6 protein-coding genes are annotated in these 24,605 nt (G+C 64.6%); 4 read left to right on the forward strand and 2 right to left on the reverse strand.

The window, feature by feature from the left end; translation table 11 throughout:
- Positions 1-30 precede the first annotated feature (30 nt).
- The 4 genes from J3U87_RS32230 (at position 31) to J3U87_RS32245 (ending at position 13,012) form a co-directional block, all read left to right on the forward strand.
- A complete protein-coding gene (locus J3U87_RS32230) occupies positions 31-2,148 on the forward strand; it encodes a TonB-dependent receptor plug domain-containing protein (RefSeq protein ID WP_237379920.1) in 2,118 nt (705 codons plus the stop codon).
- Positions 2,136-4,415: a carboxypeptidase-like regulatory domain-containing protein gene (locus tag J3U87_RS32235; protein ID WP_237379921.1), complete on the forward strand. Its 2,280-nt coding sequence runs from the start codon at positions 2,136-2,138 to the stop codon at positions 4,413-4,415. Before J3U87_RS32230 ends, J3U87_RS32235 begins: the two co-directional genes overlap by 13 nt.
- A gap of 365 nt (positions 4,416-4,780) precedes the next feature.
- The gene (locus J3U87_RS32240; protein WP_237379922.1) at positions 4,781-7,750 is read left to right on the forward strand and encodes an HzsA-related protein; all 2,970 of its coding nucleotides are present in this window, start codon (positions 4,781-4,783) and stop codon (positions 7,748-7,750) included.
- A gap of 606 nt (positions 7,751-8,356) precedes the next feature.
- Complete coding sequence (locus tag J3U87_RS32245) at positions 8,357-13,012, forward strand: CBM96 family carbohydrate-binding protein (RefSeq protein ID WP_237379923.1); 4,656 nt, start codon at positions 8,357-8,359, stop codon at positions 13,010-13,012.
- Between the two features lie 1,143 nt (positions 13,013-14,155).
- Here J3U87_RS32245 and J3U87_RS32250 read toward each other — a convergent pair.
- Together J3U87_RS32250 and J3U87_RS32255 are read right to left on the reverse strand one after the other, a co-directional pair.
- The gene (locus J3U87_RS32250; RefSeq protein WP_237379924.1) at positions 14,156-24,082 is read right to left on the reverse strand and encodes a PKD domain-containing protein; all 9,927 of its coding nucleotides are present in this window, start codon (positions 24,080-24,082) and stop codon (positions 14,156-14,158) included.
- Entirely contained in the window at positions 24,079-24,603 is a 525-nt protein-coding gene (locus J3U87_RS32255; protein WP_237379925.1) for a hypothetical protein, read from the reverse strand. The genes J3U87_RS32250 and J3U87_RS32255 overlap by 4 nt, the downstream gene beginning before the upstream one ends.
- Positions 24,604-24,605 lie beyond the last annotated feature (2 nt).

The raw sequence follows: 24,605 nt of genomic DNA on the forward strand, positions 1-24,605 counted from the left end.
CGGCCAGTTCCGACGTGACCGGAGGTCCTCGTGAGCATTGCCGAAAAGGGGAGCAAGGCCCTCTTATTGTTCACCATGACGTTCTTGTCGATCGTAGCCCAGGAAGGACTCGAATTTGACGACTTGGACGACATGACCTTGGAAGAATTGCTCAATATGGAAATCGTCTCGGCCACCCGTTCGAGTTCCAAACTCAGTGAATCGCCCATTCCCATCTCGGTCATCACCGCTCAAGACATCGCCCAAAGCGGCCTCGATTCGATTCCCGCGGTGCTGTCACGCCTGGCCGAGATCGACGTGCTCGAGATCGGCACATCGCAGACGGAAGTATCCATCCGCGGCAAGAACATCAACTTCAACCGACGACTGTTGGTGCTCATCGACGGTCGCACCGAGTACAACGACCTCTTCGGGGTCACGCTCTGGCACGCCTTCCCGATCGGCCTGAACGACATCGAGCGCATCGAGGTCGTGCGCGGGCCGGCCAGCGCACTGTTCGGAGCCAACGCGTTTTCGGGCGTGATCAACATCATCACCAAGGCCGTAGACGGCGACCGCCCCTCGGTTCTTCACTTGGCCGCGGGCAGCGAAAGTGCCCAAAACGCCCACCTGTTCTACCGCCATCACAAGGGCAAGTTCGGGCTCAAGGCGTCGGGCGGGGTGCAAACCGCCGAAAGTCACGAAACCGAAGTGGCCTTCCCCGGCTTCATCCGCATCCCGACTACCTACAACTTTCAGGGCGACGACGACAGCCTCGACATGACTCGTGGCACGCTCTCCCTGAATTGGGGACCCAGGGAGGGACTCGACTTCAAGCTCTCGGCCGGATTCAGCGACGGCGAGCTGGAACTGTTCCCCCAACCGGGGTTGCCCCGCGAGGACTGGGACGTGGAAACCACCCACGCCCACCTGACCGTCGACTACCAAACCACCGCCGGCGGCATGCTGCAACTGGCCGCCTATTTCAACGGTTTCGAATACGAGACGCCTCTGCTTCCCACGACCGAATCGGTGCTGAGCACCGCTTCCGAAGGGCACACCTTCTATCCGAGCCTGAACGAAGCGACCCTGTTCGAGGGCTCCACCGATACGTTCGATGTTTCTCTCCAGTACGTGGGCCACGCGATGAAGGAACGATTCAACTACGTACTCGGCCTCGAATCCCGGACCATCGAAAACGACGGCGGGCTCGTGGCCAACAGCGACAAGGACATCCATTCGGCATTCGCCAATTTCACCTACCGTCTGACGAACGATCACTGGATGATCGGCGCGGGCATTCGGGTCGACGACGATTCGATCACGGACCAGGACATCGGATACACCGCCTCGGTCCTGTACTTTCCGTCGGACACCCTCAACATCCGCCTCTCCGCCCGGCGGGCGTTTCGGGCGCCGAGCCTGTTCGAGCTGTTCTCCAACATCGAGTTCAACGTGCCGCGCCAGAACAACCTGGTGCGGTTCGAGGGCAACCCGAACCTCGAAGTCGAGACCATCGAGAACCTGGACCTGACCGTGACCGCCAAGCTCGGCAAGAGCCTGCAACTCACGGCGGAACTCTTCTTCGAGGAGTACCAGGACCTGATCGGCAACCCCGACAGCGGCCTGTTGGCCGATATCGAATTCGACTCCGAGAACCTGTTCACCACGACGACCTCCTTCCAGAACCTCAGCGATGCGGACAACCTGGGCCTCCAACTGGGCCTGGTATGGGTCGTCAGCGAACACGCCTCGTTGCATGCGAACACCATCTGGCTCGACCCCTCCGACCTGAACGACCTCTCGGGCGAAACCTTCTTCACGCCCGAATACAAGGTCAATCTCGGTTGGCATTGGCGTCACGCCCGGGGATTCCTGATCCAGGTCGATGCACACTACGTGGCGGAGACCGACGAGGAGGAATTCAAGGAGGGCGACGTGTCGCCGCAGGGTCCCAACTTCACCCGCGAGAACCAGGAATCCTACACCATCGTCAACCTGAAGCTGGCCCACAGTTTCAAGGCACTCAAGGGGCTGGAGATCTACGCCGCCTCGCGTAACCTGTTGGACGAGGACTACGTGGCCTACTACGAGTTCGATACGGTGCTCAAGGCGTCCGGCGAACGGTTCGGCCGCGAAGTGGAAGGAGGGTTGTCGTGGAGATTCTGAGAAATCGAACACCGCATGGCATGGCGATTCGGGCGCTCGCGATCGCCGCACTCTCGACCCTTCTGGCAATCCACACCTGGGCCCAATCGCCCAAGGACGACCACGTGGTCGCCCTGCCCGGACTCTCGGCGACCGTTCTCTACGACGTGCCGTCGTCCGAGCCGCTCGGGCTGGGCATTCCCACCGATATGGCCCTGGACCCGCTTTCGGGCGACCTGTTCATCGGGCAGTTCGAACGCAACATCCTGCGGCTGAACCCCGACACCCTCCAGGTGGAGGCCATCGACTTCGGCACCGAGGCGTTGGGCTTCGCGGCGGATGGGACCATGTACTTCGGGGTGCAAAACTTCATCTTGGGCGCCTGGTTCCGCGAGGCCGACATCTTCCGCAAGTTCGCCGTGATTCCTTCGGTGAAAGGGGTCGAGTTCGCACCGGACGGGCGGATGTTCGTGGCGGAAGGGAACTTCGGCCCCAGCGGTCTCTTCCCGGACACGGTGCTCGAGGTGGACCGTGGCGACGGCTTCTTCCGGCCCGTGTGGGATACGATCGCCGCCGAGGCCCAGTTGGGTGTCGGCCTGGACGCCATGGCCGCGCTGGGCATCGACGATGCGGGCATTCTGTACGTCACCTACCACACGGGCGAGCTGATCAAGCAGCGCGCCGACGGCAGCTACATCAGCCTGAACCTTCGCGCCGGCCGAATCGGGGGCCTCAACGAGGGCCGCATCGATTTCGCCGACGGCCTGATGTACCAATTCGACTCGAGCACGGGCCAGGTGTTCGCGATCGGGGAAGACGAGGTGGCGCGCCTGCTGCTCTACAGCGACGCACTGATCGGCGTGCGTTCCTCCGCCAACGCGGTCACCACGGACGGTCGGAACCTCTACGTAGCCGGTGATTTCGAAACCCTCTGGCGGGTGACCGCCACGGACGGATCGCCGCTATCGGACGTCATCACGATCGACCGCGGCGCGGGCACCGTGACGGGCACCATCACGATCCTGTTCTCCGACCAACCCCTGGCCGACGCCGAGATCCGCTTCCAGAACGGGGTCTCCACCGTCACCGATGCCGACGGCAACTTCCAGGTTGACCTGGGCGCCGGTCTCTACGAGGCCAGCGTGTCCAAGCAGGACTTCATTTCGCGGTTCCTGAACCTCGAGGTCCTGCCCGGTGAGACGACCCGGATCGATCTGGCCCTGAACCCGGGTCTGCCCGAGTCCCTCGCTCCCGGCCTGGGCGCCGAAGTCCTGGCCCGCAAGAGCACCGACCAGTTCTCGGGTTCTTCGGACATCTTCATGGATCACCAGGGCAACCTCTACTCCATGAACTTCGCGTCCGGCAACATCACCAAACACATTCTCGATCCCGAAACCCGTGCCCACGTGCGGAGCTACGTCTTCGCCACCGGCGGCAATCTCTTCAATTCCTTCATCGTGACCGTGGATGCGGACCTCAACGTCTACGCCTCCACCGGCAACGACGGGGTCATGTGCCTGCCGCCCCGTGACACCGAAGAGACCTACATCCTCACCAGCGATCCCCAGGATCCGACCATCGTTCGCGACGAGAACGGCGTCAATCGCGTCATTTCCCTCGTCCGCGACGTGGACGGCATCGCCATCCTGTCCAACGGCGACCTGATCTTTTCGTCGGGCAGCGGCGGCGCACCGATCCCCGGACTGCCGGAGGGGACGACCAACAGCCTGGTTCGTCACCGCAACGGGGTGGAAACCATCTACAGCCGGGGCATTCCCGCGGCGGGCGGCCAATCCCTGTTCCAAAACAACGACATCCTCAAACCCGATGCGCAGGATCGCCTGATGCTGGGCATGCGTACCGGTGACGTGGCCCGCGTGGACACGAATGGCGTGGCCGAACTGATCTGGCCCGGCGACGGGACCGGCAAACCCGACGGACTGGGCGCCTTCACCGGTTTGAACGCCGACGTGGACGGCAACCTGTTCGTGCGCGGTGATACCGGCGACGGCAGCACCAGCGTGTTCCGCATGATCAGCCCGGACGGCGAAAACCTGCTGACGGTGGCGTCCGGCATGAGCCAATGCTTCGGCGGCTTCGCCTTCGATCGCGGCGGTCGCGACGTGATCATCAGCGAGAACGAACTCATCATTCGCATCTTCACCCTGGACGGCCGCACGATCGCGCAAAACCTGCTCGATCCGCCGGGCCCGTCCGTCACCAAGCGCGGTCCACGCATCCGCCTGTTGGCCACGCCGCACCGCATCAACCCCCATCCCGAACTGTAGGCAAACGACAGCAACGGAAGAACTTGCCGATTCGAGCCTGGGTGGCGAGGGTTCGAATCGGCATTCCCACCGGCCGGCAGGGTCTTGGCCCCCTTGGGTCTACCAACCTGCCATGGCGGGCCCGTGGTCGGGTTGTGCCGATCTTGCGGGCTTGTGCGTAAATCGAAACCGACAGGGCCACATCGCCACAAACATCAATAATACGATGAACCGAAACCGTTCCCAATTTCGGCCGGCCCACCTGCTGCCCATTTCCCCTGATGGCGATATGGATCACCTTGTTGATGGTTATCCTTTTCTTGCATTTGGGACGGCCGTATTTTTTATAAAGAACCGATTTTGAACAAGTTCACGAGAGCAACGCGATGCTGCTGACTCTTTTTTCGATGACCCTCTTTGCGCAAGCGTTACCCGTCGATTACGACATCGTCTACGTGCGTTGGCCCCGCACTGCCGGTGTGGCGCCCGAGCTGCCCCAAGGCGAAGACATGTACCGGGTCGAGCCCGGTGCGGACCTGGTTTTGTTGAAGCGGGACGGCAGCGAGGTGGTCCTGGTGGATTGCACCACCTGCTGCGTCCAAGACCCGATGCTGTCCTTCGACGGAAACTGGGTCTACTACACCAAGATGCTCGACGCGACCGATGTGCTCAGTCCCAGCCTCCTGTTCAAAATCAGGACCGACGGCCAGGGCGGGGAAATCCAGCTCACCTTCGACGACGGGTTCCGCACCGCCAACCACCAGGGCAACGACGAACTGACGGACGATCTGGGCAATTACTTCTCCATCCGAGACATGGGTCCCGCACCGATGCCGGACGGACGCATCGTGTTCACTTCCAACCGCAACGGCCTCATCGGGTTCATCCAGGGCACCAACCGCAACCTGGCTTGGGTGCCGGAATCGGGGGTGGCCCAACTGTTCGTCATCGACGATCACGGCGGTGAACTGACAAGCGGCGAGCTGGCCAACCTGCGCCAGCTCGAGTACGGCAACCTGCGCATGGCCCTGCATCCCTTCATGCTGAAGGACGGCCGCATTCTCTACACCAACTGGGAGCCGGTGGGCCGCAAGTTCTTGTATGCGATGTCGACCCTGTTCGCCGTCAATCCCGACGGTTCCGCGTTGCGGGCGATCACCGAACCCCACGACCACCACAAGAACGTCGATCACTTCGCCACGCAATTGACCAGCGGACACGTGATTCACGGCCAGTACTATCCGCGAAACAATTTTGGTTACGGCATCCTGGCCCGGTTCCCCATCGATGTGGGCCCGGTGGAATACACGGCCGACCCCGTAGACCAAGCCAACACCTACAACGGCTGGGGCACCTCGTACCGCAATTTCGACCGAAAGGAATGGGTGTCCCTGACGACCCATACCGATCCCGGCGATTGCGAGGCGCCCAACGATTCGGGCAAATACGCCATGCCGGCCGCCGCGCCGAACAACGCGCTGCTGACCGCCTACAGTCCCGGAAAGGTGAATTGGTTCGACGCCTGCGGCGGCATCGAAACGCTGCGTTCGGGCATCTACCTGGTTCCGGCCGACATCGCCGAGACCGGTTTCGTCACCGATCCCAACCAGTTGGTGCCCATCTTGAACAGCGACACCTACAACGAAATCTGGCCCCGACCCGTGGTCAGTTACCAGTCCATCTACGGCCAGCCTCAACCGGACCGCATCAACCCCGTCGACCCCCTCCTCCCCGATGATTCGCGCTTGCAACCGGCGGAACCCAGCGCCATCGTGGGTACCAGCTCGCTGTACAACCGGGAATCCGCACCGCTCGGCGGCGACCCCTTCGAGCAGTCCGGTTCCCGGGAGATTGCCGCCGGCAACTGGCTGATCCAGGGCGCGGACAGTGGTCTGATTGCCGACGAGGATATTTATGCGGTGCGCATCGTGGGCGTGGTCCCCAAACCCTTTCGCCGGCCGATCGACCGTTGGGATCCGGCCACCGTCGATGCCTGGAACGCCGTCAGTCATTTGCTGATGGATCCCCGCATGGACAGCATCGTGGACGGCTACGCCGCGACCCACCAGGAGCGCTGGAAGATCATCGCCGAAATTCCCGTGCGGAAACGCAACGCCCAGGGACAGGTCGTGCTGGACCAAGCCGGCAACCCCGACACCTCCTTCGCGGCCAAGGTTCCAGCCCATACGCCGTTCTTTTTCCAGGGCATCGACGAGAACGGCATGACGCTTTTCAGCGAGATGACCTGGCGGGGGACGGTGCCGGGCGAGGTGCGCACGGATTGCGGCGGCTGCCACGCCCACAGCATCGAGCCCTTCCCCTACCGCGGCACGGCTTCGTGGCGGCGCGACCCCCTTGCCGTCAACGGCTTGGCCGACAGCGATCCCATGATCGCCAACGGCTTGTGGGATGTGATCGAGAAAACGCCCCTGCTGACACGAGACGCCCAGAACCAGCCGGCCATCCAGGTCGAAGACAAGGGCATGATCGACGTCGAATACCATCGCGACATCCTGCCGATCCTCCAAAACCGCTGCGTCGGCTGCCATCACAGCGACCAGAGCGACACCAGCCTGGTCCTGGACGGCACCGGTCCGCTGGACGATCCCTACTTCCGCCTGGTGCGGGATACCAACGCGACCTTCGGTCCAACCCCGCCGAACGGGAGCAACTACCGCTACCCCCAATTGACCCGGTACATTCGTGCGATGCAGTCGCGCCAGAGTCTGCTCGTCTGGAAATTGATGGGCTCGCGATTGGATGGACGCAGCAACGACACCCGCCCCGGCGATCTCGATTTCGAGCCGCACGGCCCAGCCCACAACGCGACCCCCGCCGAGATCCGCACCATTGCACGGTGGATCGACCTGGGGTGCGCCGTCGACTTTCCCGGGGAGGTTCACGCGGGATATCGCTACACCGACGACAATTTGTTGCCCGTGGTTCACATCGCCTCACCCAAGCCAGGCCATCAAGCTCGTTTCGATGGGGTCCTGAAGGTCGGGTTGGTGGATGTGGAGAGCGGCATCGATTGGGACAGCCTGCAAATCGAGATCGACACCGACCCGTTCACCGGGCCGGGTCTTCAACCCGTCTCGACCGACGGCATCGACGTCACCGACGATCCCACGGTCATCGAACGCCAGTGGGAAGACCTGCCGCGCAACCAGGATATCCTGCTCGCCGTGACGGTGAGGGACCGCGCGGGCAACCGCAATCGAGCGACCGTCCGATTCTCCTTCGAGACCCTGGCGCAAGGGTGTTTCAACCCGAGGGACCTGTGGCCGCTGTTGCCGCAGTGGTCCTCGTCCGAGGCGTCGGTCCTCGATCTGGCCCGGTTGGTCTCCTGCCTGTAGGCAGATCGTCGCGTGTGGTGCCCGACCAGCTCGTTTTCGAGAAAGAAACAACGCGATGTGAACCGACTCGGAGAGCCCGCACGCGCGTTAGAGACGTAAAGCCTGCAGGTTGAGCAGGGCCGGTATGGCAGCTTGCCTTACTGGCCCTGCTCAACCAATCGAAGCGATTTAGCAGCAATATTTCGTGCCATCGGGAGCTCTGGAGGCCCGACTTTTTTGCTTCGCTCTTTTTCCGTTGGATCTTGCGAAGCGTGGATCGCTTCGAAGGGTTCATCGGGCCGATGAACCTACCGGGCCTGACGCCGCTCTGGGCATGCGGGCACTCCCGGACGGGATCGCTTCGAAGTGTCGGCCGGGCCGGCCAACCTACTGCAATTCCGACCCTCAATGCATGCGGGAATTCCTCGCATGCATCGCTTCGGTGAGTTTAGCCGGCCGGCTTACCGCCCCTGCTGAACCTTCCGGGCACGACGAACCTCTCGCAAGATATTGAAAATGGGCAAATGTACCCCTCGCGGCTTTTGCAGCATATATAATTGTTAAAACCGTTTTTTTTCACCAAACATAAAAACACGACCAGTCACGCGAATCGGCGAGGAGGGGTCCATGCGTTTTCAGGAACTCGGCATCCGCTGGCAAAGGATGTTTTGCGCTCTGACGGCAGTGCTAGCCCTGTGTTCGGGACCTCCGGCCTGGACCCAATGTAACCCGGTCGAACTGACGCCGCTCGACGATTCGTTCGTGTGTTTCGATCCCACTGCCGCCGACCTGAATCATGGCAGCGAACCCACGATCAACGTATGGAACGACGGGACCGGGCGCCAGTGCCAAACCCTGCTCAAGTTCGACATCGGCAACATTCCGGAAAACCCCTGTTCGGTCCTGCTCAAACTGACCGGCGCCGGAACCGGCAGCTTCGAAGACAAGATCGAGTTTCTGCGCATCACCCTGCTGGATCCCAACGACGCCTGGTCCGAAAGCACGGTGCGCTGGGGCCAACCCAATCCCAAACCGGACACCGTCGGCAAGACCCTCTCGCAACGGATTTATTTCGAAACGAACCTGGCCGTCGCGGAGTATTTCGACATCACCGAACTGTACACCTTCGCGATCGCCCAGGGCCACACCACCTTGGGCCTGGAACTGAGGTTTCTCGACAACCCCTTCGCCGACAACGTGGCGATCTGGTCCAGCAAGGAAGGCACCCATCCACCGGAAACGGTGGTCAACGCCCCGATCGTGGCGATCTCGGAAGGACCTGCCAACACCACCGGTGAGATCCCCTACCTGGGTCGCGGCAGGGCCGCCCAATTCACCCTGGCCAATTCCGACAATTCGGCGGAATCGGTGGCCTTCCAATCGGTGGAAATCTCGTTCTCGGGCGAGGGTCGCGAAGGTACGGCCGTGCAAACGGCCCGACTGTATCGCGACAACAATGGCGACGGAAGCGTCGACGGCGGCGACCTGCTGCTCGACAACCAGGCGCTCACCTCGGACGATCCCACCGTGACCTTCGACCTGTCCGGCGTCACGCTCGCCATCGGCCAGACGACCGAGATCCTGCTGGACCTCGAAAGCACCGATCAAGCCTGCCCCAACGAATTGTTCGTCGCCAGGGTCAACAGCACGAGCGCCACGGGCCAGAGCACCGGCGCCGCCGCGGTCGAACTCTTCGACCGCACGCCCGCCGGCGCGGGACGCATTTCGGTGGGCAACCTCGACATCGTCAGCGGCGACCAGCAATCCAACGAAACCGACATGCCCTGGGACGAGCCGCTGGTGGTTCAGGTGAGCGGTCGCAACCTGACGCCAGGCGCCTGCCCCGCCGATTTCGTCACCTGGAACGTCTTCCAAGCGCCACCCAACGGCGACCTGGAACTGGAGGAAACGGAAACCACCATCGCCACCGACGGCCGCTCCGAAGGCGTGCTGAAACCGGCATCGGTTGCGGGCGAGTACCGCATTTCGGCCGCGATCGGCGGGCCCTTTACCGACTTCGACATCGAATTGTTCACCGTCTTCGTCGCGGGCCTGGAGGTCAGCGCCCAGCACGACGGCGCACCGGAAGACTTTCTGTTCGGGACCTTCATTCCAGGTATCGAGGCGCCCAATCAGTTCACCGCCAGTGCCACCACCGACGGGCAATCGACCGTCGACCGCGTCGACTTCACCCTCGACGGCAATACCCAGATGGGCACGCCCAGCGGCGACAATTGGGTCACGACCTTCGACATGGGCGACCTCGCCCAGGGACTCTCCACGCTGCAGGTGGAGGCCAAGGACGGCGGCGGCGCGGTGATCCTGAACAAGAACTTCGACATGGAAGCGCTGGCGATTCCCCAGTGGTTCGCCCTACCCGGGCTGTCCAAGGAATGGTCCGCCGCGGAGGAGACCTATTCGCTCGACGTCAACCTGCCCGCCGACCCGACGAATCCGTTCGATTGGACCGGGTTCGAGATTCCCGAGGTGGTGGAGCTGTTGGCCGGTACCGAAAACGACGGCGGCGGCGGGTTCGCGGTCAACGTGGACTTCAAGATCGACCGCAACGTGACCGTCGAAGCCCAGGGCGGCTTCGACATCACCGTCTTCGGCAACCCCGCTTCGTTCGACGCCTCGCTCGCCTTGGACTTCGACGACCAGTTGACCTTTCAGGGCGGGAACGGCGAAGTGACGGCATCCATCGATTTCGAACTGCCCGAAAAGGGCGCCTCGCGAACGGTGATCATCTACGGTGTCCCGCTCACGCTCGCGGTGGATCTGGGCGGAACCGTGACGGTCTCGATCAACGGCAACGTGGTGTTCAGCGACACGCTGGAAATCGAGACGGCGCGCGCCACACCGGGCATCACCATCACCGTGGACCTGACCCTCTCCGCATCCCTGTTTTTCGGGGTCGCCAAACTGGCGTTCGCGGCCCATCCCACGGCCGACGTGAGCATGACCATCGAATGGAACCAAGCCGGCGGGACCTCCGGCCTGTTCCAGGGATCCTTCACGATTCCCTACGAGGTCATCGGTTCCCTGTTCTGGGGCGCGCTCTCCGGCACCCTCGCCGAGGGTGAATTCGGCCCCTGGGAGTTCAGCTCGGCTCGCTCGGTACCCTCGATCCAACGCAAGGTGGAGATCCCGGAATTCTTCGGCACGGGGTCGGTGGATGCGGGACCGGGTGGTGACCTGCTGATGGTGACGGTCGAGGACACGGCGGAAGCGGGCGACCCCAATCCGGAAGTCCGCTGGCGAACCAACGACGGCACGGGCTGGACCGCGGCCCAATCGATCACCACGGAACCCGAAATGCACTGGGAGATGGACCCGATCGTGCGGTTCATCGGCAGTGGTGGCCAGGCCCTGGCCCTGTGGACCTCCAATGACGGCGATCCTTCCCTGCCGGATCAACCGGGAACGGTGCTCGCCGACATCCTCGGCGGCCAGGATATCGACTGGTCGCTGTACAACGGTGCCACCTGGACCGCACCGGCCGCGGTCGTCGACGACGACATGGCCGACGGCACCCCGGCCTTGGCCGGTCACCCCAGCGCCAACGAGGCCATCGCCGCCTGGCTGACCGATCCGGACAGTACCCCGGCCCTGGCCGGTCCCGGCCCGGACGAAACCGAGAGCCGCACCGATTGGCAACTCCGCTACGCCCAATACAGCGGCGGAAGCTGGGGCTCTCTCGTCACGGTGCCCAAGACCCAGAGCCAGTCCGCGGTGCGCGAACCCTACCTCGCCTATCGCCCCGACGGCGTGGCCCTGCTCGTCTTTTCCCGCGATCACGACGGCCGGCCCGAAACCGTGGGCGACGCCGCCATCGAGGCCTCGTGGTGGAACGGCGGCTTCAACCAGCTCTTCACCCTCTCCACCGAACCCAACAGCGCCGGCGAAACCCAACCCTCGGTGGTGTTCTTGAGCAACGGCGACGGCGTCGCGGCCTGGCACGTGCGCCGGGTTCCCACCGCCGAGGGCAGCGGCGATCCCGTAGAGGAAGCGCTGTTCGCCAGCCACTACGACGGGACCGCCGAAAGCTGGGGCACGCCGGTCGAGCTGATTTCGAGCGAGACCTTCATCGATCATCCCCGCCTGAGCGTCGACGACTCGGATGCGGTGGTGATCTACTACCGCGGCTTCGACGGCTACGACGGGGACATCTTCAGCCTGGCGATCGACCTGGGCAGCTTGCGACAGGGCAAGCGCGGCCTGAACACGCCCCGGCAGATCACCGCGGACGACACCAGCGACCTCGCGCCCCTGATCCCGCCCCACGCCAACGACCCGCCCGTGCTCTGGCGCCGGCTCGATCTCACGGGCGAGGCCACCGCATCGGACGGCCTGTCGGGTGGCTTGAACGTGGCCTCGACGGCGACCACGGGGCATCTCGATGCGCCCGCGACCTTCACGGTCACCACCGAGGATCCCGACGAGGACGAACGCATCGACGCATTGGTGTTGGAAGCCTGCAACGTCACCATCGTGGCGGAAGCTTCCTATTGGCTCCAAGCCGAGGTATGGGGCGTGGACCCGGCCGAACCGGGCACGCCGCGCCGGCTCCTCACCGCCGAGGGCCAACCGGTCGTCCTGACCGCCGGCACTCACTGCCTCACGCTCACGGTGGACGGGGGCCTGCTGCGCCATGCGGGATTCAGCGGCGCCCTCACGCTCGCGCCGATCCGCCTCATGGCCCGCAGAACGGGTGAAGCGACGCTCTCGGCCGACAGCGACGCCACGGGCACGATGACCGAGGCGCTGACCCCGGAGGTCTTCGAAGCGGGACCGCTGCGTTGGAATCGCGCCGACTATGCCGGCATGTCTCACGCCGTCCTGAGCCTCGACTACGCCGACGCCAACCAGGATTCGGGCAGTGTCGAAAGCGTCACGGCCACGGTCGAGAGTTCCCATGCGGCCGCGCCCATGGCCCTTCAGCTCACCGAGACGGACGTCGACAGCGGGACCTTTACCGGCACGATCCTGTTGGCGCCCCAAACCGAGGGCACGAGCCTGGTGGTGGCCGACGGCTCCGTCGTGCAGGCGCGGTTCCGACCCGCGCTGGGTCTGCCGACATTCTTCGCGACGGCCGTCTGGCGCGAGCTGGCCCGTGATCCCTGCGCACTCTACGACCAGGACGACCGCACCGACGTCCGCGACCTGGTGGGCACCATCAACCGCCTGGGTTCCTCGGATCAGGATTACGACTTCGACGGCAGCGGCACGGTGGACCAAACCGACTTCGACGTGGGCCTGCCCTGCTGGCGCACCCAGCGGTGAGGAGGGGGGTGTGCTTCATTGGATCCGAATCGCCCCGGGTCGTGCTGTAGGGGCGATTCGAGGCGGGCCCATCCCAGCCTGGCGTTAATTTGGGATGCGCACCATCCGCGCTCAACCGAATGCTTGCACGGGCACCTTTCGCGGCAATCCCAATGCTTGCACGGGCACCGTTCACGGCCAACCCCAATGCCTGGACGGTCCTCGTTCGCGGCCAACCCGAATGCTTGGATGGTCACCGCTCGCGGCCAACCCGAATGCTTGGATGGTCACCGCTCGCGGCCAACCCGAATGCTTGGATGGTCATTGTTTGCGGCCAACATCATGCTGGGATGCCCGGCATCGTGTTCGGGGCGATCCGGCGCGAGCCCATCCCATTCTCGCGATATGTTGGGACGCGCGTCATCCGCGCGCAACCGTATGCTTGGACAGGCACCGTTCGCGGCAATCCGAATGCCTGGATGGCCCTCGTTCGCGGCCAATCCTGTAGGGATGGCCAACCGTATGCCTGGACCACAACTTATTTAGAACGCGCACCTCTGGTGCGCCACCAGCAGGCGTCCTGAAGGGACGACACAATACAGCGAAGGGTTAAGGAGCCGAAGGCGACGCAACCCTGGTTCTCTGGGGTTCCCGGATCCAGCCCTGAAGGGGCGGCTCCGCGGAGGACTCCAGGAAGGTGACGGGAACTCCGTGAGAGCTTCGTAGTCCCGCCCCTACAGGGCTGGAGTTCGGGGACTCCATACAACCAGGGTTGCGTCGTCGTTCCGACTCCTTAACCCTTCGCTGAAATGTGTGACCCTTACAGGGTCCCTGCTGGTGGCGCACCAGAGGTGCGCGTTTTTATCAACAGTGGGCCAAACATGGGGCTGGCCATCCCTACAGGATTGGCCGCGAACACCATACATCCAGGCAGACACCCAATCGGGACGCCATACCCCCACACGCGACCACCCACACCCCCACACCCCATTACCACCCATACGCCCTGACGGGACACCCCACAACCACCCATACGTCCAATCGGGACACCCCACAACCACGCAACCGCCCACACCGCACACCCCACGAAAAAAGCCACCGCGGCCCGCGCTTGGCGCGGACGGCGGTGGCTCGATGTTGCGGTGATCGGTTCAGATCAAGGGATCAGGGGCTCTCCACCGACAGGGTCACGCCGGTGAAGGCCTCGTAGGCGTGGAGCTGGATGTACCAGGTCTTGCCGCCGGCCCCGGAAATCTCGATCGATTCGCCGTTGCCGCCGTTCCAGCTCCGATAGTCGAACTGGGAACCGTTCGGCTTGGCGCCCTCGCGCACGTAGAGATCGGCATCGCCGCTCCCGCCGCTCAGGTTGACCGCCAACACGCCGACACCATCCGGGACGACCAACTTGTAGTTGATCACGCCGTTCTGGCTGGCGTTGAGACCGGTCACGGTCTGGTCCGGTGCGATCGACGGGATTTGCTCGACCTGAATCGAGGAGCGACCCGTCGCCGTGCCGCCACGGCCGTCCGAGACACGCACTTCCACGGCGAGGGTCCCACCCTCGGTGAAGGTGTGGTCGACCGTCTGCCCTTCCGCCGTGGCACCGTCGCCGAAGACCCAGGTGTAGGTGAGCGCGTCGCCCTCGGGATCGGTGGCGGTCGCACTGAACTGGGTCGCGACACCCGTCTCGGTCTGGGGCGAAAAGCTCATGCCCGTGATCTGGGGCGGGTTGTTGGAACCGCTCTGGGCCACGACCTGCACCGTGCCGTTGGAGTTGATGCGGCCGCCGCGACCGTCGTCCACGGTCACGACCCAATCGTAGGATCCGGCGGCCGCGTAGCTGTGGCTGGTTTCGGCGCCGCTGCCGCTGGCGCCGTCGCCGAAGTCCCAGCTCACGGTCAGCGGATCGTCATCCGGGTCGGTGGCGGTGACCCGGAACGTGGCCGGAGTGCCCGCGATCGCCTGGGTCGGCACGTTGCCGCCCGTGATCGAAGGCGTGCCGTTGGCGCCGCCACCCGCGATGGTCACGGTCCCCGTGGCACTGTCGCTCCCGCCGCGGCCGTCGCTGACGGTGGCGGTCACGGTGTAGGTGCCCGGCTGGCTGAAGGCGTGGGTGAGCTGCGCGCCCGCGCCACTGCCGCCGTCACCGGTGTCCCAAGTGATGGTCAGGGCATCGCCGTCGGCATCGCTCGCCTGCACGGAAAAGGTCAGGCTCTCGCCGACCTCACCGCTTTCGGGCAGGCTCAGGCCCGCGATCGTCGGTGTGCGGTTGCCACCCTCGGCTTCCTCGCCGGACACGGTCAGGGTCACGTCGCTGAAGGCCGCGGCCCCATAGACGACCACGTACCAGGTCTTGCCGGCGGGATCGGTGATGTCCACCCGCTCGTCGTTGCCCGCCTGCCAGGAGACGAAGTCGTAGTCGCTGCCCTGCGGACGCTGGCCCGCTCGGACGAAGATCGCCATGTCGCCGGTACCGCCGGAGGTCGACACGGCAAGTGCCGTCACCCCGTCGCCGGCCACGATCTTGTGGAGCAGGTAGGCACCCGCGTTACCGGACAGATCGCCGACGGTATCGCCGATGGAGAGCAGGGGCACTTCCGTGATTTGAATCTGGAAGGTGCCGATGCCGGTGCCACCGCGACCGTCACTGACGCGCACCTCGACGCTGTAGACGCCGCCGGACGCGTAGCTATGGCTGACGGTTTGACCGGAAGCGCCGGAGCCGTCACCGAAGGTCCATTGGTAGCTCAGCGGATCGCCGTTGGGATCGGTGGCATGCACGGTGAACGTCACCGATTCGCCGTTTTCGGCGCTGCCCGGGAAGTCGATACCGGTGACCTGGGGCGGTTGGTTGCCCTGGGTCGCCTGGATGACCACTTGGCCCTGGGCACTCGCCTCACCGCCGCGTCCGTCGCTGACGGTGACGCCCACATCGTAGGTGCCCGCGCTGGTGTAGGCGTGTTCCACGGCAAAGCCGGTCGCTTGTTCGCCGTCACCGAAGGTCCAGGTCACGACGAGATTGTCGCCGTCGGGATCCTCGACATCGACATCGAAGTTCAGGGTCTGGCCCACTTGCCCGCTCGACGGAATCGAAGCGGTACCGATCACCGGCGGCCGGTTCTCCACATCGCCGCCGACCGTCAGGCTGGCGTCCGCGAAGGCTTCCGCGCCGTGCACCATCAGGTACCAGGTGCGACCCGCCGGTGCGGGCACGTCGATCGATTCGTCGTTGGCGCCACCGATCGAGACCAGGTCGTAGTTGTCCACGGCGGGCAACTCGCCCTCCAGGAGGTAGAGGTCGGCGTTGCCGGTTCCGCCGGACAGCGTGAAGGTCAGGCGTTCCAGGTTCTGGGCCGCCTGCAGCCGGAAGTAGAGGGCCTCGTCGCTCCCGGCACTCAGGCCGGTCACGGTGATCGGCACACTCAGCTCGGTGACCGGCGTTTCAGATTGGATGTGGATGACACCACCGGCGGTAACCTGGGCGCCTTTGCCGTCGCTGACCGTGACGTTGACGGTGTAGTCGCCGGCGTTGGCGAAGGTATGGGTGACGTTGGCCTGGGCCTGCGTGGCCGAACCGTCGCCGAAGTTCCAGGCGTAGCTGAGCGCATCGCCGTCCGGATCCTGGGCGGTCACCGAGAAGGCCACTTCCTCACCGGTGTTCGCGCTGGAAGGCACGGTCAAGGCGGTGATCTCGGGTTGGTGGTTGTCGGGTTCGCTGACGTTGACGTTGCGAACCGCGGTAGCACTGCCGCCCCGTCCGTCGGTGACCGTGATGGTGATGGCGTAGGAACCCTCGGTCGCGTAGCTGTGCTGGATCGACGTGCCGGTACGTTCGGTACCGTCGCCCAGACGCCAGGTGACCGTGAGGCTGTCGCCGTCGGGATCGCTGACCGTGGCGGTCATGGCCAGGTTCTCGCCGACGAAGCCGGTGGTCGGAACCTCGACCGCATCGATCGAGGGTTGGCGATTGGCCGCCGAAACCCGCACGACGCCGCTCGTGCTGCGCCCGTAACCCCACTGGTCGCGCACCACGATGCGCACGGTGTAGTCGCCGGGCTGGCTGTAGGCGTGGCTCGCGCTGGCGGTGCCGGCGGTGGCGCCGTCACCAAACTCCCAAGCGTAGGTGATGGTGTCGCCGTCGGGATCGCTGGCTTCGACATGGAAGTCCACCGCGACGCCAACCGTGGCGGCACCGGGAATCTCGGCACGCGTGATGTCGGGATACCGGTTTTGGGCCAGCACTTCGACATCGCGGCTGAAGGTGGAAATCCCACCCTGGCCGTCGTCGAGCGTCACGGTCACGGTGTAGGTGCCGGTCGCACTGAAACTGTGGTTGACCGCGGCGCCGGTCACCGTGGCGCTGCCGTCGCCGAAGTCCCAGGTGAAGGTGATCGGATCGCCCTCGGGGTCCTCGGCTTCGATGCTGAACGGCGTGTTGGTGTTGGCGAAGACCTGCGAGGGAATGCCGTAGCGCGTGACGTAGGGCGCGCGGCTGCCGATGACGATCACCGACTCGGCGGTATCCTCCAAGCCATCCGGATCGACCGCACGCACGGACACGGTGTAGCTGCCCGTCTCGGGGTAGTCGACCGTGACGCTCTCGTCGGCGTAGGCCTGGGTTTGGCGGCCGTTGCCGAAGTCCCAATGCAGCGTGACGCGGTCGTTTTCGTCATCCTCGACCGTGGCCGACATGGTCACGTTGGCACCGTAGCTTCCCGTGGCGGGTACGTTCAGGGACACGATGCGCGGCGCGGTGTTGGGACACTCGAGATCGCTGCCGTCCTTCAACGGATTCACCTGGAACTGGGTAACCCGACCGCGTGCGGCCGCGATGTCCGCACAATCGTCGAGGCCCATGAGGTTGCCTTCCAGGTAGAGGTTCTGCAGATCCGGGTTGGCCGCGATGTCGGGAACCGACGTCAGTTCGTTGTGGCGTGCGATCAACGTCGCCAGCTTGGGCAGATCACCCAAGTCCGGGAGTGCGGTCAGCTCGGCGCTCTGGCAATCCAGGGTGGTCAGTTCGGGCAGGTCGCCCAGGTCCGCCAAGGAACCCAGGGGGTTGAACCCGACGACCAGGTTGGTCAGGGCATTGGGTTGCGCCAGCGTGGGCAGGCGCGTCAGTTGGTTGTGGGACAGGTCGACGCTCGTCAACACGGTGAGCGTCGCCAGGCTGTCGACTTCCGTCAGTTGGTTCTTGCTCAGGTGCAGCGAGGTCAGCGCGGTCAGGTGCGCCAGCGGCGGGTGCTCGGCCAACTGGTTGTCACCCAGATCCAGGGTTTCCAGATTGGCCGGCAGGGCGCCGACGGCGGCGAGCGCGTTACCGCCCAGGTCCAGGCGTTTCAGCGCGACAAGCGCGTCCAAGTCGCCCACCGCAGTGAGGTCGTTGCCGCCCAGATCGAGAACCTCCAGGGCGACCATGCCGTTCAGGCCGGTGACCTCGGCCAGCTTCATGTTGGCCAGGTCCAGCTCGGGCAAGCGGGTCACGTGGCTTACATCGCCGATCGAGGCCAGGTGGTACTCGGAGAAGTGGACGTTGTGGCCACCGAACTTGAAGACCTCCAGGTTGGCCGGCAGCCGCTCGATGGTCGTGATCTCGGGACAGTAGCCCAGATCCAGGTTGACGATGCTGTCGGGCAGTGCCGGCACCTTCTTCAGGGTACCGGTGTGGGTGATCGTCAGGCTTTCGAGCCCCTCGGGCATCGCGAAGTAGCGATCCTCGATGCGGTTCTTTTTGGCGATCAGGGTCTCGAGGTTGGTGTTGGCGGTGAATTCCAGACGGAAGACCGTGCCGTTGGTATCACTGGAGTTCTCGCTGCAGTTCAGGTAGGTCAGCGAGACCGGCGCACGACCGTGGCCGAATCCGGACAGGAGCTGGTTGTAGCTGCAATCCAGCCAGGTCAGGGTTTGGGGCAGTGAAGGCAGGCGGCGCAACTCGTTGCGCGCCAGGTTCAGATGCGTCAGGTTCACCGGCAGCGTGCTCATGGTGTGCACGTCGTTGCTGTCGAGTTCCAGCCGCGTCATGCGCTCCAGGTGGCTCAGGTGCGGGACCGATACGATGCGCCCGTTGGAGGCGTCGAAGCTCGGGGCGTTCACGAAGGCTTCCAGACCTTGCAGGCTGATATCGTTGCCGCCGATGCTGTTCAGGGTGATCGCCGTATCGACCGCCGCGGCCTCGCCGTAGCTGATCTCGCCATCGCCGTTGGTGTCGAACAGCGCCACCAGCGCCTCTTTGAAGCCCTCGCTGGCGAAGGCGACCGGTTCGGCGTCGGGGCCCAGGACAGCCACGTAGGCCGCGGCCGTCGTGCTACGCACGCCGTTGGACACGGTGAGTTCGAGCCTGCGGCGCAAGCCCAATTCGGTGTAGGTGTGGGTCACGCGGTCGAGACCGGTACCGGACTGGACCGGCGAACCGTCGCCGAAGTCCCAGGAATAGGTCAGCTCGCCGCCGCTGGGGTTGTAGGCGTCAACCACGAAGTCGGCCGCCACGTCGCGAATGACGATGATCGGCGTATCGAGATCGGCGATGACCGGGTACTCGAACACCTCGACGGTCGCGGTTCGCATGCTGGCCGCGTTGCGGGCGTCGACGGCGGTCAAGGTGACCTCGTAGGTGCCTGGCGCGGTGTAGACGTGGCTGTTGGGGTTACCCTCGACCTGGGCCGAACCGTCGCCGAAGTCCCAAAGGTAGCGAATCGCCTCGCCCTCGGCGTCTTCGGCCGTGGCCGAAACCTGGAGCGCGACGTCGACGCGTCCCTCGGCGGGCACGTTCAGCTCGACGATCTGCGGCGGCAGGTTGTCGAAGGCCTCCACCTGCTGGACGCGGTAGGCGCTGGCTCCGAGTTGGTCGGTCACGGTCAGGGTGACCAGGAACTGTCCGGCGCGGTCGTAGCTGTGGGTCGTGGACTGCCGGTGAACGAGCGGCGAGCCGTCACCAAAGTCCCAGACGTACTCGAGCTGGTGGTTTTCGGGATCGTCGGCGGTACTCTGGGCGTCGAAGACCTCGCCCACCTTGACCTGTTCGGGCACCTCGAAACGGTAAATGTCGGGTGCGAAGTGCACGCTCAGGCCGTAGGCGGTGATCTGGGTGGTGTTGCCCTGATCGTCGCTGAGCTGGAGGTTGACCGTCACGGTTGAGAAGCTGTCGAAGGTGTGATCGAACTGGGCCTGGTCGCTGGTGTCGACGTTGTTGAAGCGCCAGTTCAGGGTGAGGTCGCCCCCGTCGGGATCGTAACCCTCGACGGCGAAGCGGGTAGCCTGACCGATGACGGCGTGGCTGGGCATGGTCAGGGCACGCACGGCCGGCGCGGCCTGATCGCCCACCAGAACCGAAAAGCTCCGCTCGTACCAGGCACCGCGCGCATCTTCGAGGCGCAGGATGACGGTTTGGTAGCCCTCGGCGGTGAAGGTGAACGGCGTCGCGGCCTGATCGCGGGTCATCTCGCCGTGGCTCCAGCGATAGGTGACCGCGTCGTCTTCCTGGTCGCGGGCCTGGGCGATGAAGTGGGTTTCGAGATCGGCCTTGGCGTGGCCGGGCACGCCGTACCAAGCCAGGCTGGGGGCCGTGTTCTCGACGATCTCCAACAACTGGGCGTGGCGGGTGACCGCGCCGCGGCTGTCGGTCAAGGTCAGCACGGCCTCGAAGATGCCGACTTCGATGGCGCGCGTGGAACCGGCGGCGGTGTCGGCGGTTTCGCCGTTGCCGAAGTCCCAGTGATAGCTGATCTCGTCACCTTCGGCGTCGACGGCGGTAGCCGAGAAATCGAAGGCGTAGTTGCGCGAGCGCACGGCGGCCAACTGGATGTCCCGAAGTTCCGGGGCGCCGTTGTCGCCGACCTGAACCGGCTTGGTGGCCTGCGTTTCGGCGCCCGAACCGTCGCGCACGGTGACCGTCAGCACGTAGTCGCCGGCGGCAGCGAAGGCGTGACTGACCGCGCTGCCGGTCAACTGGGTTCCGTCGCCCATGGACCAGGTCGTGGTCAGGGCGTCGCCGTCCTGATCTTCGGCAACGACCGAGAAGCCACCGGCCGTTCCGGTCTTCAGGCTGTCCGGCCCGTTGACGAAGTGGATGACCGGCGCGGCGTTGTCGTCGATGACGATCGAACCGTCGTAGCGCGATTCCAATCGGTTGCGGTCGACGACCCGCAGGGTCACCGGATAGGTCCCCTTTTCGGTGTAGGTGTGCGACACGCGGTAGCCGGTGGCGCCGGTGCCGTCGCCGAAGGTCCAGTGGAATTGGTCGATGTTGCGGTTGTAGTCGGTGGCGCCGACCCAGAACGATACCGGGCGGTTGACGCTGCCGGTGGGCGGGACGTGCACGTAGCGAATGGTCGGCGGGACCACGCTCACGATGTTGATCGAGCCGGTGCGCTGCGCGCTGGCGCCCTTGTCGTCGCGTACCGTGACCACCAGGTTCCGCGTGCCGGCGGTGGTGAACCGGTGGGTGACCGTTTCGCCTTCGAGCACGGTTTCGCTGCCCAGCTCCCAGGTCACGGTCAGCGGATCACCGTCGGGGTCGCTGACCTGGGCGCTGAAGGTGACATCGGTGTGGATGCGCCCTTGGTTGGGAATGACCAGGTCGACGAATTCCGGAGCGCCGTTGGCCAGGATGTCGATTTGGGTTTCCTTGCGGACTTTGGTGTGACCGTCGGAGATCTCGAGCCACACCGTGTAGGTGCCGGGCTCGGCGTAGGTCACGGTCGGAGCCGCGTCGTTGCTGCCGGAACCGTTGCCGAAGTCCCACAGCAGGTGCAGGTCGTCGCCTTCGGGATCGCTGAAGACGGCCCCGAAGGTCAGCGGTACGCCGACATAGCTCTGCTCGGGCACGGTCAAGGTATCGATTACGGGTGGCGCGTTGCCGCGCTGGAGATCGATGGTGTAGACCGCGGTGCGCGAGTGGACCAGGCCGTCGAAGACGCGGTAGGAGAAGGTGTCCGCGCCGGATTGGCCGGGATGGGGTGTGTAGGTCATGGCCCCGGTCAGCGGATCGAGGGTCACGTCGCCCAATTGCGGAAGCTCGACCAACTGATAGAGAAAGGAGTCTCCATCGAGGTCGAAAGCGCTGATCTCACTTTGATAGGGTTCGTAGCTGGTCAACAAGGTGGCGTTGTAATCGAAGATTTTCGGCTGCTGGTTGACGGCTCGAATCACTTGAACGGAGCCCGCGATCAGGTCACCGACCGCGATATGGGCGGCCTGAGCGTCAACGATGAACACGTTCTCCAGCCGAACCGGCAGCGAACCGGGCTGGGTGCCTGCGGCGACGCGCAGGGGGATGTGCACCAGCCGTCCCTGTTGGAGGGCGTCGTTGTCGGCCACGTCGAACACGGTCAGGCGCGCGCGGCCGGGTTCGGGAAAGCCCAGATGGAACTCGTGCGGCGCCAACCCGGTTTCGGCGGCGACGCGTTCACCGGAGAGCAGGGCGCCGTCGAAGACCAGGTCGCACTGCAACGCCACCGCACCCTGCATGTGGCCGAAGAACAGCGGCAGCGAAACCAAGTCGTCGGGTCTGCCGAGGGCGTGGCCCAGGACGAGGTACGGTTGATCGAGCGCGGCCTGGACCGTCACGTCGCGGGAGAGCTCGGCCAGCCCGCCGAAGCGGTCGGCGACGCGAACGCGCACGGTGTAGGTACCGGCGGCGGCGTAGGTGTGGCGCACCGACAAGCCGCCGAAGGGGCCGCTGTCGTCACCGAAATCCCAGTGAACGAAGAGCTGGTCGTTGTCGCCATCGCTCGCGTCGAGGCCGAACTCGGCCGCCACGCCCGCAAACAGTTCGTCCGGCGCCTGCAGTTCGGCCGCCTGCGGTGCGGTGTTGCCGCAATCCAGCTCGCTCTGATCCGCCAGGGGATTGAACTTCAGGACCTTGAGCCCGCGCGCCCGAAACGCGTCGAGTTGGGTGCAGCTTTCGGAGGCCAGCGGGTTGTACTGAATGAACAGCACGGCCAGGGGCAGGCTCGCATCGATGGTGGGCACGGCGGTGAACTGGTTGCCGTTGAGGTTGAGGTAACTCAGGTTGGCCAGCGGAGAGAGGTCGGGTAGGGCGGTCAACTGGTTACCCGAAAGACCCAGACCGGTGAGCGAGGTGCAGGCCGTGATGCCGGTCAGGTCGGCGATGTCGCGGTTGGAGATCTCGAGGATTCCACGCAGCGAGGCCGCCTCGGACACCGTAAGCACGCCGTTCTCGTCGTAGTCGGCCTTTTCAAGCAGGGCAGCACGCAGGTTGGCGTCGGGCACCGTAACCGGTGTGTCGAGGCCCTGGTAGCGCGTTTCCACTTCGGCGATATCCAGGTCCGACAGCGTGTCGAGCCGGCCCATGACTTCGCCGAACTCGGTGTAGGCCGGTTTGGGCTCCATCGTCGGCAGACCGTTCCGCGAGAAGGCATGACCGTGGTAGTGCATGATCGAGCGGAAGTCGTAGTCGCCATGCTGCGCGAAGCCGTCGACGCGGGTAAAGTTGCCGCGTTTGTCGGGCAGCGCGTTGTGCTCGCTCACGGTGATGTAGGTGTCGCGATTGGGGCGCTGCTGCTCGTGCAGCATGCCGATCGCGTGGCCCAACTCGTGGAGGATCACGGCGGGTTCCCAGGTCTGCAGATTGAGGACCTGCTTGCCCCCGATCATGCCCAGCGCGGAGTTGTTGCCGTCGAGGCTGTTGCGGACCTCGATGTAGTTGGCCGGGTTCGGGCCCTCGTCGGGGATGCGCTGAACGTCGAGGTTGTCGAGCGCGTCCCAGGCCTTGGCGGCCTCGTCGAAGATATCGCGTTGCAGCGCGTTGACGTCGTCGGCGAAGCGATAGTTGACGATGCCGTTGGCCCACAACGAGATGACGATGTCGTCGGCACGTTTGGAGGATGCGCGCTTGGACGCGGCGTCCGCTTGGGGTGCCGCGCCGCGGACGCGGACCCACATGTCGCCGATGCGCACGAGGCGCGTGCCGTCGGTTCGCTCGGGTTCCGTCGGCGATCCGGCGAACGCGATCATGGAAAACACGATGAATGAAAGCAGGGTTCTCCCCAGTGATCGGAAATGGGATTTCACCAATTTTCTCCTGTTATCGATGGTGTTCCGGTTGTCGTTGTCGTGCGGGATGTCGCTCATGGGCGCACCTCGCTGAGGTGCAGCATCACCAGCCCGGTGGCCCAGAGAAGGGTTTCCACGATGGCGTCGGGCGCGATGCCCGAATCCGCGAAAAAGCCCTTGGGTTCCGAGGCGAAGGTGAAGTGGTCCGCCAGTGCTTTGAGCCGTCGGCCGTGGTGCTCGGGGACCGGGCGCCCGGTGGTGGCGATCAGGTCCAGCAACAGGTTGGCGGTGTCGATGATGAACCGACTCTCGTCCGCCTCGCCCGAGGTGAGCAGGTACAGCGTCTGGGCCAGATGACCGCGGAAGAAGGGTTCTTCCAGGTCACGATCGTCGGCCGGCAGATCGGCGCCGAATCGATCGATCACCCGATCGGCCGCGGCGGGATCCGTGAACACGAGGATGCGACCATCGCGGGCAAGCACCCGGTCGACTGGCCCCTCGTTCACGAGCAGGTACCACTCTGGCGACTCGCGATCGGGGTCCAGATGCAGATAGGCCAATCGCCAAATCTGCTGTTCTGCGGGATGGGTTTCGGTCATGA

Source organism: Sulfidibacter corallicola (genome assembly GCF_017498545.1).
Taxonomy (GTDB): domain Bacteria; phylum Acidobacteriota; class Holophagae; order Acanthopleuribacterales; family Acanthopleuribacteraceae; genus Sulfidibacter; species Sulfidibacter corallicola.

What these genes read in the sequence shown, in the direction of transcription:
- J3U87_RS32240 (WP_237379922.1), top strand. Translation starts at nt 4,781, where the DNA reads ATGCTGCTGACTCTTTTTTCGATGACCCTCTTTGCGCAAGCGTTACCC.
- J3U87_RS32245 (WP_237379923.1), top strand. Translation starts at nt 8,357, where the DNA reads ATGCGTTTTCAGGAACTCGGCATCCGCTGGCAAAGGATGTTTTGCGCT.
- J3U87_RS32250 (WP_237379924.1), bottom strand. Translation starts at nt 24,082, where the DNA reads ATGAGCGACATCCCGCACGACAACGACAACCGGAACACCATCGATAAC.
- J3U87_RS32255 (WP_237379925.1), bottom strand. Translation starts at nt 24,603, where the DNA reads ATGACCGAAACCCATCCCGCAGAACAGCAGATTTGGCGATTGGCCTAT.